This window comes from Polynucleobacter hallstattensis, from assembly GCF_018881835.1.
Lineage (GTDB): Bacteria > Pseudomonadota > Gammaproteobacteria > Burkholderiales > Burkholderiaceae > Polynucleobacter > Polynucleobacter hallstattensis.
In genome coordinates this window covers 111,663-128,262 of sequence record NZ_JACVPO010000002.1, presented here as the reverse complement: position 1 = coordinate 128,262, position 16,600 = coordinate 111,663, and the positions used below count along the sequence as shown (strand labels likewise).

Sequence of the window (16,600 nt, the reverse complement as noted above, 5' to 3'; positions counted from 1 at the left end):
TGACTTTTTTAGATTTGTCTAGATACTGTATACATAATTATGAATACAAAATTAATAAATAGACCTCTATATGAAGATGTAGCCGAGCGATTGCGAGAGCAAATCTTCTCCCATGAATTAGCGCCTGGAAGCTGGCTAGATGAGCAAAGTTTGGCTGCTGCTTTTGGGATTAGCCGTACGCCTATGCGCGAGGCCATCAAGGTTCTTGCTGTCGAAGGTCTGGTAACAAGCAAAATGAATAAAGGCTCTTATGTCACTGAGGTTGATAGACGTGATTTGGAGCAAATCTTTACCGTTCTCTCCCTGCTAGAGGGTCAGGCAGCCAAAGAAACAGCAATAAACGCTACTGAAGCCCAACTAACCCAATTGGATGATTTACATCACCGCCTTGAAAAGGCTGCTGCAGATCGAGATATCGGGCAGTTTTTTGAATTTAATGTCAAATTTCATGAATTAATCCAAGAAATCGCAGGAAATAAGTGGATGAACGGGGTTATTGATGACCTGCGTAAGGTGCTCAAACTCCAAAGGCGTGATTCTTTAAGTAGAGGGGATCGCCTTTTAAGCTCCCTGCTTGAGCATCGAGAAATTCTTCAGGCCATTCTCAAAAGGGATCCCATAGCGGCAGAGCTGGCTATGCGCAATCACCTCGCAAGAGGGCTTGAGGCCACTAAATAAGAGGTGCACTACAAACGCTATAAAAAACAAAGGCTTAGGTGATTAACCTAAGCCTTTTAGCTTGGATCCAACTAAGTAAGTTACTTCTTAATTACAAAGTTCCCAGGCAATTTGGCGATATAGGCAGCCATATCATGAAGATCAGCATCGCTGTAAGGCTTAACCTGAGATGACATTACTGCATTGTTACGACCAAACTGCGCATTAGAGCCGCCAACTTGGTAAGCACGCAAAGCGTAGTAAAGGTAATCAGCATGCTGGCCAGCTAACTTGGGGTAAGCGGGCAAGATAGGTGCATTTAGACCGGCACCGTGGCAGGAGGCACAGTTGCCCTTCTCTACAAGTGCCTGACCTTTTTCAGCGCTAGCTGCTTGAGCTAGACCAATACTGGACAACAAAATGGCGGTAATTAGTCCGAATTTCATAAACGTGCCTCTAAATATCACTTCAATGGGTTATTTGGTGAGCTGGCAGTTTGCGCAGCATAGTATTCGCCGAGATCAGCCATGTCTTGATCAGACAAGCTACCCGCAATCGAACGCATCGTTGGATGCTTTCTTTCGCCTTTTTTGTAAGCTGCTAAGGAGCTAGCAATGTACGCGGCATTTTGACCACCAATCATCGGGACTTTGTAAACCAAAGGATAGTCAGCGCGGTAGTCAGGGATAGCGTGGCAACCAACACAAAGCCAAACCTTGCCTTGTCCAGCCTGGGCGGAACCTTTAATGTCTTGAGCATGAGCTGAGAATCCGGCAAAAGCCAAAGCCGAGCAAAGGGTCAATTGGGAAAGAGTGAGGTGTTTTTTCATAGAAATCATAAGTAACGAGTTTGATTCAAATCAATTTGGAGAGAGTATAGCGGAGACGAGCCAAGATACCCCGTTTTCCCCCCTTGAAATGAGTAAAAATGCTGAAAGTAGCAACCCTTTTACCTATACTTGAAGGCTATTCACAGACAAATCGATTCCCTCACCATGACTAAGATCCAATCTCGCTTCGATGGCTCGCAAAGCTACGTAGCCACTGATGACTTGAAATTAGCTGTTAATGCCGCAATACAACTTCAGCGTCCTCTACTAATTAAAGGAGAGCCAGGAACAGGTAAGACCATGCTGGCTGAGGAAGTGGCTGCTGCCTTGAATATGCCTCTGATGCAATGGCACATTAAATCGACTACCAAGGCTCAACAAGGTCTTTATGAATACGATGCTGTCAGCAGATTAAGAGACTCCCAGCTTGGCGATGAAAAGGTGAATGACATTGGCAATTACATTGTTAAAGGTGTTCTTTGGCAAGCATTTGAAGCAGATGAACCCGTTGTTTTACTAATTGATGAGATCGATAAGGCCGATATTGAGTTTCCAAATGATCTCTTGCGAGAAATCGATCGTATGGAGTTTTACGTATATGAAACTCGTGAATTGATCAAAGCAAAGCACCGCCCTCTTGTCATCATCACATCAAATAATGAAAAAGAATTGCCGGATGCATTTTTGCGTCGCTGTTTCTTCCACTACATCTCTTTTCCTGATGCAGGAACAATGCAAAGCATTGTTGATGTCCACCATCCGAACATCAAACAAGAATTATTAGAGGCTGCGCTCCAATCGTTTTATCAAATTCGCTCTTTGCCGGGCTTAAAGAAAAAACCCTCCACCTCTGAACTGATAGATTGGTTAAAGCTATTGCTTGCAGAAGAGATTCCTGCCGAGGCGCTGTATAGCGGTGATGACAAAATTACAATTCCTCCCTTGCATGGTGCGCTTCTTAAAAACGAGCAAGATATTCACCTATTTGAGCGTTTGGTGATGATGAACCGCAATCATCGCTGATTTCAAGGGCCGACATACCGCAATAGCCCAATCATGTTGATTCAATTCTTTCTCAATCTCAAAGAGGCGAAAGTGCCTGTTTCTGTGCGAGAATTTTTAACCCTCCTAGAAGCTTTAAAGGAAGGTGTTATTGAGCCTTCGATTGATGAGTTTTATCAACTAGCCCGGATGACCCTAGTTAAGGATGAGCAACACTTTGATCGCTTTGATCAAGTGTTTGGCTCCTACTTCAATGGTGTAGAGCGGATCATGGCTCTAGCTCCCGATATTCCTTTGGACTGGCTTGAGAAAAAATTGCAACGCGTATTAACTGAAGAAGAAAAAGCAGCACTTAAAAAGCTAGGTGGGTCTGAAGCTTTACAAAAGCGCCTTCAAGAGCTTTTGAAGGAGCAAAAAGAATGGCATGGTGGTGGTAATAAATGGATTGGTGCAGGTGGTTCATCACCCTTTGGGCATAGCGGCTACCACCCAGAAGGCATTCGTATTGGTGGCGAGAGCGTGGGCAATCGTACAGCCATCAAAGTCTGGGAGGCTCGAGAATTTAAAGACTACGATAGCGATCTCAGTCTGGGAACGCGCAATATCAAAATGGCTTTACGGCGCTTACGTCGTTTTGCCAGAGAGGGCTCGAATCTAGAGTTAGATCTCGATAAAACGATTCACTCTACTGCTGCAAATGCAGGAATGCTCAACATTCAAATGCGTCCTGAGCGTCACAACCAAGTCAAAGTCTTATTACTGATGGATGTGGGAGGCTCAATGGATGATCACATTGCGCGCATCTCCGAATTATTTACTGCCGTCAAAACAGAATTCAAACACTTGGAGTATTACTACTTTCATAACTGCGTATATGAACATCTCTGGCAAAGCAATCGCCGTAGACGCGATCAAGTCACCGCAACCCAAGACATTATTAACAAATATGGCTCGGACTACAAACTCATTTTCATTGGAGATGCAACCATGTCTCCTTATGAAATTCTGAGTCCCAATGGATCAGTTGAGTACAACAATCGAGAAACTGGTGCATCGTGGATTAATCGCCTCATTGACCACTTCCCTCACTTTGCCTGGCTCAACCCAGAGCCAGAATCAGTTTGGCAATATCGACAATCAATCGATATTATGAAAGGTCTCATGAAAGACCGCATGTATCCTGTAACCCTAAACGGTCTCGAGAACGCTATGCGTCAACTATCAAAATAATCCAGTAAGATTTCCGACAACCTCTTTTTTTCTTTGCTTTTTTATTTTCACCACTAAAACTCTATGACCAATCACATTAGCGACCGCCTGAAAACTCTGGGTATTGACTTACCTCCGCCTGGACCACCTGCTGCCGCCTATGTCATGGCTGCAACAACTGGCAATACTGTTTTCTTGTCGGGCCATATTGCCAAGAAAGATGGTAAGCCTTGGGTTGGTAAGCTGGGTTTTGACATGGATACCGAAACTGGTAAAGCTGCAGCTAAATCGATTGCGTTTGATTTAATTGCCACATTACAAAATCACCTAGGTTCATTGGATAAAGTGAAGCGCATAGTCAAAGTGATGGGTTTAGTGAATTCGACCCCTGAATTTACAGAACAACACCTAGTAGTTAACGGATGCTCAGAATTACTTTTTGAAGTATTTGGCGATGCAGGTAAACATGCTCGCAGCGCGTTTGGTGTAGCGCAAATCCCTCTGGGTGCTTGTGTTGAAATTGAACTGATTGCAGAGATTTAAAAAGGAAATAGGTTTAATTTGTGTCTTTGGATGTCTTCTGGTGTGTCGACATCCATGACAAATGCCTGATTACTAGTCTGCATCACCCTTACCTCATCGGGATGCTCATTCATGTAGACTCGACAAACCATGCCCGGCTTGGCCAAAACATCCGAGACCGCTTTATAAGAAAACAAAACAGGATTGCCTCGTCTTCCCCCAACCATTGGCAGAATGATTTCCTGACCATCTTCTCGCTTGGCGTATTCGTCAAGTAATTCTTGTATTTCCTTTGCACCCACTTCAGGCTGATCGGATAGTGCGAGTAGCAAGACATCGAAATTTGCTCGAAGTGATTCTAGCCCCAAGCGAACAGAGGATGGCTGCCCTTCCTCTGGCGAAACATTTCTAACGATCTTCATCGTATGAGTCAAAGAATTATTCAACTTTACAATCTCAGACTCAATCAACTGAGCATGAAAACCAGTAACTACAATGCATTCGACGGAGTCAAATCCTTGAATTGCCCTTGAAAAACACTCTAAAAGAGTCTTCCCGTCACGGTGAAGTAAGGCCTTTGGGTATATGCCGAGCCGACTACCCTCGCCCGCTGCTAGTAACAGCACGGCTATTCGTAATTGTGAAACTTGGGTCGATGGGCTAGAACTTGTCATTAGAGTGATAATAATTAGGTTGCTAGCAAGAAATAATAAATATAAAAACAAATATAAGAAATTAAAGACAGGAAATGAATAGTACCGACTTAAGCGTCTTAAAAGCTGCGGTGGATTGGCTCAAATCGGGCCATCCGGTAGCCATTGCTACAGTTGTTCAAACTTGGGGTTCTGCTCCAAGACCTATCGGCTCCTGGCTGGCCATTCGAGGTGACGGGCAGGTCACCGGATCAGTTTCTGGTGGATGTGTAGAGGATGACCTAATTCGCCAAGTGCAAACCGAAATCCTGACACGAGATTTACCAGAAATGGTGGTTTATGGTGTTAGTCAACAAGAGGCCGCCCGCTTTGGCCTGCCCTGTGGTGGAACGCTGCGATTGCTCGTAGAGCCAAAACCAGAATTGGCCATTTTGGAGTCCATTCTAGAATCCATCAGCAATCACCAAATTACTTCACGTACAGTGGATCTTACGACTGGCAAATCTATACTCAAAGCCGGCAATCGTAATGAGGCATTCAGCTGCGATGAGCGCTTAATGAAAACTACTTACGGTCCTCGCTGGCGCATGGTCATCATTGGCGCGGGGCAGCTATCTCTGTATACCGCCGACTTTGCACTCGCATCAGACTTTGAAGTGATCGTCATTGACCCGCGCGAAGAGTATGCAGAAGGCATCAATCGTGAACAGATTCAGTTTATCAAGGGCATGCCAGATGACGTGCTACTAGAAATTGGGGTTGACTCCCATACGGCAGTCGTTGCCCTAACGCATGATCCTAAGCTCGATGATATGGCTTTAATGGAGGCATTGAAGTCCCCCGCTTTTTATGTGGGAGCGCTGGGCAGCAGAATCAATACCCAGAAACGGAAAGACCGCTTATTGGAATTTGATGTGACGCAGGAGCAGGTAGAGCGTCTTCATGGACCCGTTGGTCTATTTATCGGCGCTTTGACCCCTCCAGAGATCGCCGTATCGATCTTGGCTGAGGTCATTGCTGTCAAGTACGGCGTACCAATTCCCCAGAAGAGTTAAAGCACAAGTAAAACTTGTCTAGCTTCTTAGTTCGCTTTGAGCTTTCCGTCTTTGAGTCTTGGCTCTACAAAGTGTCCCTTACGGGCACGATTGCCGGCAAACGACTTTAAGGTTTTCGCATCGAGACTGAGCTCTGTCGGTTTACCTGCGCGTCCAGCACCTGAATACGTAGCTCCATCAGGCCCAACCGCAATTGCAGAGGCTAACTTCTCTTTGTCATCCAAACCCATCAGAATGACACCTTTACCACCAGTAGGTAAACGCTTTAGCTCATCAAGTGGGAAGACCAATAACTTAGAGCTTTCAGACAAGCAGGCCACTTGTTTCATGCCTGCCGTGACCTTAGCAGCACCCAGAGGTGCATCACCGCCTACAAATTTGCTGTCGATACCAACAAATGATTTACCAGCTTTATTACGGGTAGACATGTCTGCCACGTTTGCTAGGAAGCCATTGCCTGATCTAGTAGAAATCAGCACGAGATCATCAGGCTGACCAGCATAGTAGGCAACCATTTGCGATCCAGCAGCTAAGTTCACAAAACTGGTTAATGGTGAGCCATCTCCACGTGCACCCGGTAGCTCACTGACTGGAACGGTATACACGCGGCCATCACTGCCAAAACCTTGCATCACATCAACTGTGCGGCACTCAAAAGTAGCATATAAGGCATCACCTGCTTTGAAGGCAAACTGCGTTGCATCATGCTCATGACCTTGGCGTACTCGCACCCAACCTTTTTGCGACACAATCACTGTAACTGGCTCATCTAAGACTTTAGTCTCAGCTACAGCGCGCTTATCTTCCTGAATGAGAGTTCGGCGATCATCACCAAAATCCTTCATATCGGATTCGATTTCTTTGATGATGCGTTTGCGTAAAACAGTATCGCTCTGCAATAAACCTTCAAGGTCATCACGCTCAGACTTGAGCTCTTTTAACTCTTGCTCAATCTTAATACCCTCAAGGCGGGCTAACTGACGCAAGCGAATATCTAAGATATCTTCCGCTTGACGATCACTCAGCTTGAACTCTTTTATGAGATCAGCTTTAGGTTCGTCACTATTGCGAATGATCTTAATGACCTTATCAATATTCAGAAGAACAATTAAACGCCCTTCTAAAATATGCATCCGATCATTCACCTTGCCCAAACGATGTTGGGTGCGCCGTGTAACTGTGCCAACCCTGAAAGAAATCCACTCAGCAATAATCTCTTTAAGGCCTTTTTGACGAGGACGACCATCAGTGCCGATCATGACCAAGTTCATTGGTGCATTGGACTCTAACGATGTGTGGGCTAGCAATAAATTAGCAAACTCATTGACATCAATATTTTTGCTCTTGGGCTCAAATACCAAACGTACAGCCGCATCTTTGCTGGATTCGTCACGGACGCCATCAAGGACATTCAGAATGGTGGATTTGAGATTGCTTTGCTCTGGAGTTAAAGTCTTTTTACCAACTTTCACCTTAGGATTGGTAATCTCTTCAATCTCTTGCAATACGCGCTGAGATGAGGTTGATGGCGGTAGTTCATTGACCACAATCTGCCACTGGCCACGAGCTAATTCCTCAACAGACCAGCGTGCACGAACTTTTAAACTGCCGCGACCTGCTTCATAAATCTGGGCAATTTCTGCTGGAGAAGAAATAATTTGACCGCCACCTGGATAATCTGGACCAGGCATGATTTCCAGCAACTCTGCAGTGCTCATTTTCGGAGACTTCATCAGAGCAATAGCAGCACTAGCGACTTCACGTAAATTATGCGAAGGAATCTCCGTCGCCATACCTACTGCAATACCCGATGCCCCGTTCAAGAGAACAAACGGTAAGCGTGCTGGCAACAACTTAGGCTCTTGGAAAGATCCATCGTAGTTCGGCGCAAAATCTACTGTACCTTCATCAATCTCGCTGAGCAACAAACCGGCGATCTTAGTTAAACGTGCTTCGGTGTAACGCATTGCCGCTGCGCCATCACCATCACGTGAACCAAAGTTACCCTGACCATCAATCAATGGATAACGTAATGAGAAGCTCTGAGCAAGACGTACTAATGCGTCATAGGCAGATTGATCACCATGCGGATGAAATTTACCAAGTACATCACCAACAACACGCGCACTCTTGACCGGCTTAGCATCAGCGCGCAAGCCCATCTCGCTCATCGAGAACAAAATGCGGCGTTGAACTGGCTTTTGACCATCGGATACATCTGGCAATGCGCGACCTTTGACGACGCTAATAGCGTAATCTAAGTAAGCCCGCTCAGCGTACACGGCCAGCGTTAGGCTATCTTTATCGTCCTCATTAAGTTCAACCTTTTTTGGATCATGAGGATCATTGGGTCCGCCTGCCTCAGCCGAAATGGGCTTATCCACTTCAACAATATTCATTTCAATTGGGTCGCCCGAGAATAAGTCTGCTTGATCATCTAGACCAGCGCCCGGAGTTTTTTTAGTTGCCATTAAATGTCCGCCTCTACTTCATTGCCGCGCTCTTCTAGCCAATCACGACGCGCTCCGGATTCGGATTTACCCATCAACATATCCATTGTTTTAATCGTTTCATCTTCTGTCCATGCGCCCAAGGTCACTGGTAAAAGACGACGCGTATCAGGATTTAAAGTGGTGTCCCACAGTTGTTCAGCACTCATCTCGCCCAAACCTTTAAAGCGAGAAATTTGCCAGGCAGACTCTTTAACTCCATCTTTACGCAACTTGTCTTCGATAGCTTGAAGTTCGCTCGCATCAAGTGCGTAAATCTTTTGCGCCGGTTTTTTGCCACGAGCTGGCGCATCCACTCTAAATAAGGGTGGCCGAGAAATATGAATGTGACCCAATTCAATTAACTTAGGGAAATGTTTGTAGAACAAGGTGAGCAGCAATACCTGAATATGTGCACCATCGACATCCGCATCAGACAAGATGCATACCTTGCCGTAACGCAAGTTTGATAAATCAGGCGTGTCATTAGCTCCGTGGGGATCAACGCCAATAGCCACCGCAATGTCATGCACTTCATTATTTGCAAACAGGCGATCGCGCTCGGCTTCCCAGGTATTGAGAACCTTGCCGCGCAAAGGCAAGATAGCTTGATACTCCTTATTGCGACCCATCTTGGCTGAGCCGCCTGCTGAATCTCCCTCAACCAGGAAGATTTCATTCAGTCCAATATCTTCGCTCTCGCAATCGGTCAACTTTCCAGGCAGAACCGCTACGCCGGAAGATTTTTTCTTCTCTACTTTTTGACCAGCACGGGTTCTGGCTTGGGCTTGCTTAATGACTAAGTCCGCTAGTTTTCGACCGTAATCCACATGCTCATTGAGCCATAGCTCTAGTGCAGACTTAGCATAGCCAGAAACCAAACGCACTGCATCTCTAGAGTTCAAGCGCTCTTTAATTTGCCCCTGGAACTGTGGATCCAATACCTTGGCAGACAAAATAAATGAGGCACGCGCAAAAACATCTTCAGGCATCAACTTGACACCTTTAGGTTGCAATGCATGCATCTCAATAAAGCCTTTGACGGCATTAAACAGACCTTCACGTAAACCACTCTCATGCGTTCCACCTGCGGGAGTCGGAATCAAATTCACATAACTCTCACGCACGGGTGCGCCATCTTCAGTCCAAGTCACAACCCAAGCAGCACCCTCGCCTTCAGCAAAAGAATCATCATCGCCGTTACCAGTTGCGTATTGCTCGCCCTCAAACGGAGGAATCACTTCTGCACCATGACCTGCTTGAGCCATCGCTTCATTTAAGTAGCCGCGCAAGCCTTGGGCATATTGCCAAGTTTGGCTCTCACCAGACTTTTCTTGAATCAGGGTAACTTTTACGCCTGGCAATAAGACTGCTTTAGAGCGTAATAAACGAATCAGTTCGGGCATGGGAATGGCTGCACTATCAAAGTACTTACCATCAGGCCATGCCCGCACACGCGTACCGTGCGATTTATCCTCTTTGCCAGCGGCGCTGGTTTTGAGCTTTTCAATCACTCTGCCATCCGCAAAGGTCAGTGTAGAGACTTGGCCCTCACGCCAAACAGTGACCTCGAGTCGTTTGGATAAGGCATTGGTTACAGAGACACCGACACCGTGCAAACCACCAGAGAAGGCATACGCACCTCCAGAACCTTTTTCGAATTTACCGCCAGCATGAAGCTGGGTGAAGACGATTTCTACTACTGGGAGCTTCTCCGTCGGATGAATTCCTACTGGAATACCGCGACCATCATCCTCCACGCTCACGCTGCTATCAGTATGCAAAGTGACAATAATTTGCTTACCAAACCCACCTAATGCCTCGTCAGAAGCGTTATCAAGCACCTCCTGAATGATGTGCAAGGGATTATCAGTGCGGGTGTACATTCCCGGCCGCTGACGGACGGGTTCAAGCCCTTTTAGGACTTGAATTGATGATTCGCTGTATTCAGATGTTTTACGGGTAGCCATGCGCGCAAATTGTAGTCATGTCTGAACGAAAACCTGAATTTTCCTGAATTACCCTTTTTTTCATGCCAAAATTGCAGGATGGGAGCCTTAAGTCATATTCGCGTTTTAGACCTCAGCCGTGTTCTTGCCGGCCCGTGGTGCACACAAAATCTCGCCGACCTTGGTGCTGACGTCATTAAAGTTGAAAAACCTGGTGAGGGCGACGATACGCGTCACTGGGGCCCTCCTTTTGCCAGAGATCAAAGTGGTCAAGATACGGCCGAAACCGCGTATTTCATATCTATTAATCGCAATAAACGCTCCATCACGGTCGATATTAGCAAGCCTGAAGGCCAAGAAATCATTCGCCAGCTGGCAAAAGAGTCCGATGTAGTCATTGAAAACTACAAAGTTGGGCAACTGGCGAAGTACGGGCTTGATTACGAGAGCTTGAAAAAAGTGAAGTCAGATCTCATTTACTGCTCAATTACTGGATTCGGGCAATTTGGACCCTACTCCAAACGCCCTGGATATGATTTTATTGTCCAAGGCATGGGTGGCTTTATGAGCGTTACCGGTGAGGCGGACAACTTTCCAGGGGCTAGCCCACAAAAGGCGGGGGTTGCAATCGCCGATATTTTTACAGGGATGTACGCCACCACCTCCATCTTGGCGGCCATTGCCCATAAAAACCATACTGGCGAAGGCCAATATATTGACTTGGCCCTCTTGGATACGCAAATAGCAGTCATGGCAAATGTGGCTAGCGCCTATTTATGCTCTGATGAAATCCCCAAGCGTTGGGGTAATGCATCCCCAACGATAGTGCCCTATCAAACGCTTCCAACATCAGATGGCTGGATGATTGTTGCTGCAGGGAATAACAGCCAATTTAGGCATTTTGTGACAGCAGGTGATGAATCTCATTTAGCCGACAACCCTCTGTACTCGGAGAATCCAATGCGGGTCAAGCATCGCGAACAGCTAGTACCCCTGCTTGAGGAAATGACGAGAAAGAAGACTAAGGCAGAGTGGATTACCTTGCTTGAAAAGGCAAATGTGCCCTGCGGACCAATTAACAATTTTCAAGAAGTATTTGAGAATGAGCAAGTTAAAGCCCGAGATATTCAAATGAATGTACCGCACCCCACGGCGGGCATTATGAAGTTAGTAGCGAGTCCAATGCGACTCTCTAAAACTCCAGTAGAAGTGAGGATGGCGCCTCCTACCCTGGGGCAACATACTGATGAGATCCTGCGCGAGAGACTGGGTCTTAGCGCGCAGGATATCGTTTTACTGAGAGAAAAAGGTTCGATCTAATCGAGCTTACCAATTTTTCTAACAACTTCATTCATCTTGGCAATGTCCTTATCCCAAAAGACTTGGAATTCAGGTTCGTCAAGATAGTCGATTGGACTACCTGCATTGCCAATAGTTGAGCGAATAGAATTATCGTTAACGGCAACCCTCAATGCATCACGATACTTTTTGACAATGGGCTCAGGCGTACTCTTCGGTACAAAAATTCCAGTCCATTGATTGTATTCAACGGGTATTCCAAGCTCTTTCAGAGATGGAACGTCTGGTAGCGCAGCCATCCTGCCTGCTCCGGTATGAGCTAAAGCTCTGAGCTTTCCAGCCTTGACGTTTTGAACTACTGTGGATGGGCCGCTTGCAACAATATCAACCTCTCCACTGAGTACTGCCAACACAGCAGGGCCGGCACCGCCATAGGGAATATGAACAACGAAAATGTTCTGATTCGTTTTAAGCATCTCCATTGGTAACTGCATAGTTCCGTAGTTACCAGAAGAGCTGAAATTGTATTTACCAGGATACTTTTTGGCATCAGCAACAAACTCAGTCATGGTTTTCCATGGTGCATCACTCTTCACAACAATTACCAATGGATCGGAAGTAATGCGGCCAATCGGTCTGAGTTGGTTAGTTGTGTACGAAGCCGTTTTGCCGGCGATCTTGTCTGTCTCAGGAATCGTTGAAACAGAGGACATCGCAAACAATACGTTATACCCATCAGGCTTTGCTTTTGCTACATAGGCGTTACCGATTCCGCCACCTGCACCAGGTTTGTTTTCCATGATGATCGGCTTTTCAAGATTTTTAGCCATGCCATCAGCAATAGGTCTGCCAACAACTGTGGCAACTCCACCTGGCGGAAATGGAATGATCATTGAAATTGGTCTATTAGGCCATGCCTCTTCAGTAGTCGCTGACTGGCCAGATGCGCTCTGACTAAACAGCGAGACTGCAGCAAATAAACAGCCTAATAAAATTCTGATTTTTTGTTTTTTCTTGGAATGCATTAATTTGTCTCCTCCATCTATTTTTTTATAGGCCTACGCAGACATACTTCATCTCGAGGTATTCATCGATACCCCAAGAGCTGCCCTCTCTACCTAGACCAGATTGCTTGACCCCACCAAATGGAGCAACCTCGTTAGAAAAGAGGCCAGTATTGACACCGACCATGCCAAACTCCAGAGCTTCAGCAACCTTCCAGATCCGACCAATATCACGGCTGTAGAAATAAGAAGCTAATCCAAATTGACTGTTATTTGCCAGCTTGACAACCTCCTCATCAGACTCAAAAGGAATGACCGGGGCAACTGGTCCAAATGTTTCTTCAATTACCACTTGCATGGAATTGTTTACATTAGCCAAAATGGTAGGCTCAAAGAGAGTACCGCCACGCTCAGAAGACTTGCCACCGGTAACCAAGGTCGCTCCCTTAGAAACTGCATCAGCAATATGCCTCTGGACCTTAGCCAGTGCCTGATCATCAATCAATGGTCCTTGAGTAACGCCAGGCTCTAAACCATGGCCCACTTTGAGTCCTTTTGTAGCAGCAGCAAATTTTTCCACAAATTCATCGTGAACTTTTTTATGGACATAAAAGCGGTTGGCTGCAACACAAGCTTGGCCAGCATTACGGTACTTAGCAAACATAGCACCAGCAACCGCATTGTCAATGTTGGCGTCTTCAAAGACGATAAATGGCGCATGACCACCTAGCTCAAGGGCAATCTTTTTCACTGTTGGAGCGCACTGCATCATCAGTAACTTTCCAACCTCGGTAGACCCGGTGAACGAAAGATGCTTAACCACTTGAGAATCACAAAGTGCTTTACCGATTGCAATGGAATTATTAGCATCCGCAGTCAAAATATTGATCACACCATCAGGGACACCTGCACGCGAAGCGAGTTCAGCCAATGCCAATGCTGACAACGGTGTTTGTTCGGCAGGCTTGATGACAATGGAGCAACCTGCGGCCAGTGCTGGAGATACTTTTCTAGTAATCATGGCACTAGGGAAGTTCCAAGGAGTAATCGCAACACATACTCCAATTGGTTGCTTGAGAACCATCAGACGCTTGTCTTCCCAAGTTGAACTAGGAATAGCGCCGGTTACCCGCTTTGCTTCTTCGGCAAACCACTCAATAAAAGAAGATCCATAATGAATCTCGCCCTTAGCTTCGGCCAAAGGCTTGCCCTGCTCCAAAGACATGATGATTCCAAGATCTTCGGTGTGCTCTGTAATCAAGTCAAACCACTTACGCAAAACTGCAGCACGCTCCTTGCCAGTTTTTGTCCGCCATAAGGCAAACGCACTTTCAGCTGATGCAACAGCAGCTAGCGCATCAGCAACATCAAGATTGGGAACCTGAGCTATTACTTCACCAGTTGCGGGGTTGTTTACTGAGAATACTTTGCCTGATTTAGCTTGAAGCCATTTACCGCCGATAAATGCATCACCCTTCAGGAGATTTTTATCTTTCAATAACGAACTAATAAGATTTACTGCTGACATAAATAAATACTCCAAAGAATCTTGTAAGTGGCAAAATTGCTCATTAATTTAAAAAGGTTGAGACCCTAATTATCAGTAAAAACCCTAGGCAACTCATGCTATGCCAAGGTATTGATTATTGGATACGGAGAGAATTTTGCAATAAAAAATGAATACTCAAATTATTCTGCGTAACAGGCCAAATCAAACCGTAACACAAGATAACTTTCAATGCATTGACGCTGATATAGAGCCATTGAAGAACGGCCAAGTCCTCGTTTTAAATCAATGGCTTTCGCTGGATCCCTATGTGCGCGGCAGAATGAGCGAGCGCAAATCATATGCACCCGCTATCGCGCTTGGTGGAGTCGTTATGGGTGAAGGCATTGGAGTCGTGATCGATTCCCAGTCTGATCAATTTAAGGTGGGAGATAAAGTCATCGGCATGCTGGGATGGCAAACTCATGCCGTCATGAATTCCAGTGCGATCAAACTTATCCCTCATACCCCTTTTTCTGAAACCTGGCTACTTGGAGCCGCAGGAATGCCTGGAATCACTGCCTGGATTGGAATGATGGATATTTGTAAGCCCCAAGCCGGTGAAACCATACTGATTACCTCTGCCGCAGGATCCGTAGGGAGTGTTGCTGGCCAACTCGCCAAACTACAAGGCGCCAATGTCATAGGAGTTACAAGTTCTGAGGAAAAATGCGCTTATGTGCAAGATGTATTGAATTTTGATCACTGCCTGCCTTATAAGCACAGTAGTTGGCCCAGCAATTTAAATAAAACTGCTCCCAATGGTATCGACGGGGTGTTTGAGAATGTTGGGGGTACTTTATTTGATGACCTGATTCCTCAAATGAACCCCTTCTCCCGCATGGCCATATGCGGACTGATTGCCGAAGGTCTTGAAGAGCAGTTCCACAGCATCAATCTGCGCACCTTACTAGCTAAACGCATGTTGATTCAGGGATTTATCGTCTCTGATCATGTCTCTCGATGGCGGGAGATCCAAAAGCAACTAATAGACCTCATAGTAGAAGGAAAGATCCAGGTACATGAAAAAATCACTGAGGGCCTTCAAAACGCACCTCAGACCTTCATTGATCTATTTGAGGGCAGGTGTTTGGGTAAACAAATAATCAAGCTATCCTCAGTACTGGACATTCCGAGAAAACATCCATGACACCGCAATCTAGCCTATCTAACACCCTCACGCTAAGGAACCTACTGATCTTTGGCGGTCTGATGGTGACCTTTTCGATGGGCATACGTCATGGGTTTGGACTCTTTAACCTACCCATTACCTCTGCCAATGGTTGGGGGCGTGAGACCTTTGCTTTAACTATCGCATTACAAAATTTAATTTGGGGCGCAGTTCAACCTATTACTGGAGCGTTGGCTGATCGTTACGGTGCACTCAAAATTATGATTGCCGGGGGCGCACTTTACGCATTGGGTTTAGCCGGTATGGCTATCTCTACCGATGCTTTAAGTTTTGCATTTGCAGGCGGATTGCTAATCGGTCTTGCGCAAACTGCAACCACCTATAGCGTGGTGTATGGCATCTTAGGTCGTAACGTTGCTCCTGAAAAAAGAGTATGGGCTATGGGCATCACAGCAGCGGCTGGATCATTCGGACAATTTCTAATGATTCCAGTTGAGCAAGGTTTGCTATCAAACTTTGGTGCCAATGATGCGCTACTCGCATTGGCAATCATGGCAAGTCTCATGATTCCGATTGCATTGATGTTGCGTGAACCCAATGCCGTGAATATGCAGCAAGGTAGCAATCAAACTATTAAAGAAGCCTTAAGCGAAGCGATAGCTAACCCCAGTTTTAGATTACTCACTTTGGGTTATTTTGTTTGCGGTTTTCAGGTCGTATTTATTGCGGTTCACTTAGCACCATATCTAAAAGATTTATCTAAGATGTATCCTGATGTTGGCGCGCCTTATGTAGCAACTACCGCCCTTGCATTAATCGGGCTATTTAATATTTTTGGAACCTATGCCGCCGGAATATTAGGACAACGCTTTCCAAAGCGCTACCTCTTATCAAGCATCTATATCAGCAGATCTATAGCGATCATCGCTTTTGTTTATCTGCCTCTGAGTCCAACTACTACCTATATCTTTGCAGCGATTATGGGTTTCTTGTGGCTATCTACCATCCCATTAACCAATGCAATCGTTGCACAAATTTTTGGCGTGAAGTACCTCTCTATGCTCTCTGGTTTGGTTTTCTTCTCCCATCAGCTTGGCAGCTTCTGCGGAGCTTATTTTGGCGGCTACCTGTTTGATCGCACCGGCTCTTATCTGATCGTTTGGAACATTGCAATTGCCTTAGGTGTGTTTGCATTCTTAATTAATCTGCCAGTGAAAGAGCGAGCAATTCATCGCCCTGCTACTGCTTAATTTT

15 protein-coding genes are annotated in these 16,600 nt (G+C 45.9%); 8 read left to right on the top strand and 7 right to left on the bottom strand.

What is annotated here, in order from left to right; genetic code table 11:
- The first annotated feature begins 39 nt into the window (after nt 1–39).
- Nucleotides 40–678, top strand: a complete 639-nt coding sequence (locus tag ICN26_RS07110) for a GntR family transcriptional regulator (RefSeq protein WP_216267792.1) — start codon at nt 40–42, stop codon at nt 676–678.
- An 80-nt stretch (nt 679–758) separates the two neighbouring features.
- Here the strand turns inward: ICN26_RS07110 and ICN26_RS07105 are convergent, their stop codons facing one another.
- The gene (locus ICN26_RS07105) at nt 759–1,103 is read right to left on the bottom strand and encodes a c-type cytochrome (RefSeq protein ID WP_216267791.1); all 345 of its coding nucleotides are present in this window, start codon (nt 1,101–1,103) and stop codon (nt 759–761) included.
- Between the two features lie 17 nt (nt 1,104–1,120).
- Nucleotides 1,121–1,486, bottom strand: a complete 366-nt coding sequence (locus ICN26_RS07100) for a c-type cytochrome (RefSeq protein WP_216267790.1) — start codon at nt 1,484–1,486, stop codon at nt 1,121–1,123.
- A gap of 165 nt (nt 1,487–1,651) precedes the next feature.
- Here ICN26_RS07100 and ICN26_RS07095 point away from each other — a divergent pair, with 165 nt between their 5' ends.
- The 3 genes from ICN26_RS07095 (at nt 1,652) to ICN26_RS07085 (ending at nt 4,240) form a co-directional block, all read left to right on the top strand.
- Complete coding sequence (locus ICN26_RS07095) at nt 1,652–2,509, top strand: AAA family ATPase (protein ID WP_216267789.1); 858 nt, start codon at nt 1,652–1,654, stop codon at nt 2,507–2,509.
- Between the two features lie 33 nt (nt 2,510–2,542).
- Nucleotides 2,543–3,718: a vWA domain-containing protein gene (locus ICN26_RS07090; RefSeq protein WP_216267788.1), complete on the top strand. Its 1,176-nt coding sequence runs from the start codon at nt 2,543–2,545 to the stop codon at nt 3,716–3,718.
- A 63-nt stretch (nt 3,719–3,781) separates the two neighbouring features.
- The gene (locus ICN26_RS07085) at nt 3,782–4,240 is read left to right on the top strand and encodes a RidA family protein (protein WP_216267787.1); all 459 of its coding nucleotides are present in this window, start codon (nt 3,782–3,784) and stop codon (nt 4,238–4,240) included.
- Here ICN26_RS07085 and ICN26_RS07080 read toward each other — a convergent pair.
- On the bottom strand, nt 4,237–4,893 hold the full coding sequence (locus ICN26_RS07080) for a nucleotidyltransferase family protein (protein ID WP_216267786.1): 657 nt from the start codon (nt 4,891–4,893) through the stop codon (nt 4,237–4,239). The genes ICN26_RS07085 and ICN26_RS07080 overlap by 4 nt on opposite strands.
- 74 nt (nt 4,894–4,967) lie before the next feature.
- On the opposite strand from ICN26_RS07080, the gene ICN26_RS07075 reads away from it, so the two are divergent.
- Nucleotides 4,968–5,927, top strand: coding sequence for an XdhC family protein (locus ICN26_RS07075; RefSeq protein WP_216267785.1), 960 nt, complete (start codon nt 4,968–4,970; stop codon nt 5,925–5,927).
- 26 nt (nt 5,928–5,953) lie between these two features.
- Here ICN26_RS07075 and parC read toward each other — a convergent pair whose 3' ends face one another.
- Together parC and ICN26_RS07065 are read right to left on the bottom strand one after the other, a co-directional pair.
- Entirely contained in the window at nt 5,954–8,326 is a 2,373-nt protein-coding gene (gene parC / locus ICN26_RS07070) for a DNA topoisomerase IV subunit A (RefSeq protein ID WP_216268418.1), read from the bottom strand.
- Between the two features lie 71 nt (nt 8,327–8,397).
- A complete protein-coding gene (locus tag ICN26_RS07065; protein WP_216267784.1) occupies nt 8,398–10,386 on the bottom strand; it encodes a DNA topoisomerase IV subunit B in 1,989 nt (662 codons plus the stop codon).
- 78 nt (nt 10,387–10,464) lie between these two features.
- On the opposite strand from ICN26_RS07065, the gene ICN26_RS07060 reads away from it, so the two are divergent.
- On the top strand, nt 10,465–11,685 hold the full coding sequence (locus ICN26_RS07060) for a CaiB/BaiF CoA transferase family protein (RefSeq protein WP_216267783.1): 1,221 nt from the start codon (nt 10,465–10,467) through the stop codon (nt 11,683–11,685).
- On the opposite strand, the gene ICN26_RS07055 is transcribed toward ICN26_RS07060, so the two are convergent.
- Nucleotides 11,682–12,689 carry a Bug family tripartite tricarboxylate transporter substrate binding protein gene (locus tag ICN26_RS07055; RefSeq protein ID WP_216267782.1) on the bottom strand — a complete coding sequence of 336 codons (1,008 nt, stop codon included), beginning with the start codon at nt 12,687–12,689 and terminating at the stop codon, nt 11,682–11,684. The genes ICN26_RS07060 and ICN26_RS07055 overlap by 4 nt on opposite strands.
- Nucleotides 12,690–12,714: 25 nt before the next feature.
- Entirely contained in the window at nt 12,715–14,196 is a 1,482-nt protein-coding gene (locus ICN26_RS07050; protein WP_216267781.1) for an NAD-dependent succinate-semialdehyde dehydrogenase, read from the bottom strand.
- Between the two features lie 148 nt (nt 14,197–14,344).
- Here ICN26_RS07050 and ICN26_RS07045 point away from each other — a divergent pair, with 148 nt between their 5' ends.
- The gene (locus ICN26_RS07045; protein WP_216267780.1) at nt 14,345–15,364 is read left to right on the top strand and encodes an NADP-dependent oxidoreductase; all 1,020 of its coding nucleotides are present in this window, start codon (nt 14,345–14,347) and stop codon (nt 15,362–15,364) included.
- Nucleotides 15,361–16,596: an MFS transporter gene (locus ICN26_RS07040; RefSeq protein ID WP_216267779.1), complete on the top strand. Its 1,236-nt coding sequence runs from the start codon at nt 15,361–15,363 to the stop codon at nt 16,594–16,596. Before ICN26_RS07045 ends, ICN26_RS07040 begins: the two co-directional genes overlap by 4 nt.
- Nucleotides 16,597–16,600 lie beyond the last annotated feature (4 nt).